At 46.8% G+C, this 1,167-nt stretch carries 3 rRNA genes; all 3 read left to right on the top strand.

Annotated elements, in window-relative coordinates:
* Window positions 1-525, top strand: a 16S ribosomal RNA gene (locus ACTQ1L_RS15195); the annotation flags it as partial.
* A 53-nt stretch (window positions 526-578) separates the two neighbouring features.
* Window positions 579-696: ribosomal RNA gene (gene rrf, locus ACTQ1L_RS15190) — 5S ribosomal RNA — on the top strand.
* Window positions 697-958: 262 nt separating this feature from the next.
* Window positions 959-1,167 (top strand): 23S ribosomal RNA (locus ACTQ1L_RS15185); the annotation flags it as partial.

Below are 1,167 nucleotides of genomic sequence, written 5' to 3'. Positions count from 1 at the left end.
CGTACCTTCTCTTCGGAGCAGGAGTGACAGGTGGTGCATGGTTGTCGTCAGCTCGTGTCGTGAGATGTTGGGTTAAGTCCCGCAACGAGCGCAACCCTTATCTTTAGTAGCCAGCGGTTCGGCCGGGCACTCTAGAGAGACTGCCAGGGATAACCTGGAGGAAGGCGGGGATGACGTCAAATCATCATGCCCCTTATGACTTGGGCTACACACGTGCTACAATGGCGTAAACAAAGGGAAGCAAAGCTGTGAAGCCGAGCAAATCTCAAAAATAACGTCTCAGTTCGGACTGTAGTCTGCAACCCGACTACACGAAGCTGGAATCGCTAGTAATCGCAGATCAGAATGCTGCGGTGAATACGTTCCCGGGTCTTGTACACACCGCCCGTCACACCATGGGAGTTGGGAATGCCCGAAGCCAGTGACCTAACCGAAAGGAAGGAGCTGTCGAAGGCAGGCTCGATAACTGGGGTGAAGTCGTAACAAGGTAGCCGTATCGGAAGGTGCGGCTGGATCACCTCCTTTCTAAGGAAATCGAGTAGAGAGTTTTTCACTGTTGAGTTATCAAACTCAATGCTTCCGGTGGCGATGCGCTTTTGGGAAACACCCGTCCACATCCCGAACACGATGGTTAAGACTGAAGCGGCCGATAATACTATACTGGTAACGGTATGGGAAGGTAGGTGGCTGCCGGATTTATAAAAAATTGGTTTTACCAGTGATTAGAGATTTTAAGAGATTAAGATTTCTAATGACTGATAAAACAGTCAAAAGTCTGTGAGAACTAAAACTGGTAATCACAGCAGTGTACCTTGAAAACTTCATACAAATGATTTGATGAATAAATATTCTATTCTTAAGAATATCTAACAATCAAGACATCCGAGAAACAAAACCAAGTTGTGAACAACAACAAAGTTCTTTAAGTTATTAATGATGCAACGCTATGCATCGAAGAGATTAAGCAAAGAAGAGCGCAGGGTGGATGCCTTGGCACTAAGAGCCGAAGAAAGACGTGATAAGCTGCGAAAAGCTGCGGGGAGATGCAAATAATCGTTGATCCGCAGATGTCTGAATGGGGAAACCCGGTACGAAGAACTCGTATCATCCATACGCCAATCCATAACGTATGGAGGGGAACCCGGTGAACTGAAACATCTAAGTAGC

The sequence above is a fragment of the Agathobacter sp. LCP21S3_B2 genome (assembly GCF_052118705.1).
GTDB lineage: Bacteria > Bacillota > Clostridia > Lachnospirales > Lachnospiraceae > Roseburia.
The sequence above is the reverse complement of the archived record's forward strand: the minus strand, read 5'-3'. Positions and strand labels throughout refer to the sequence as shown.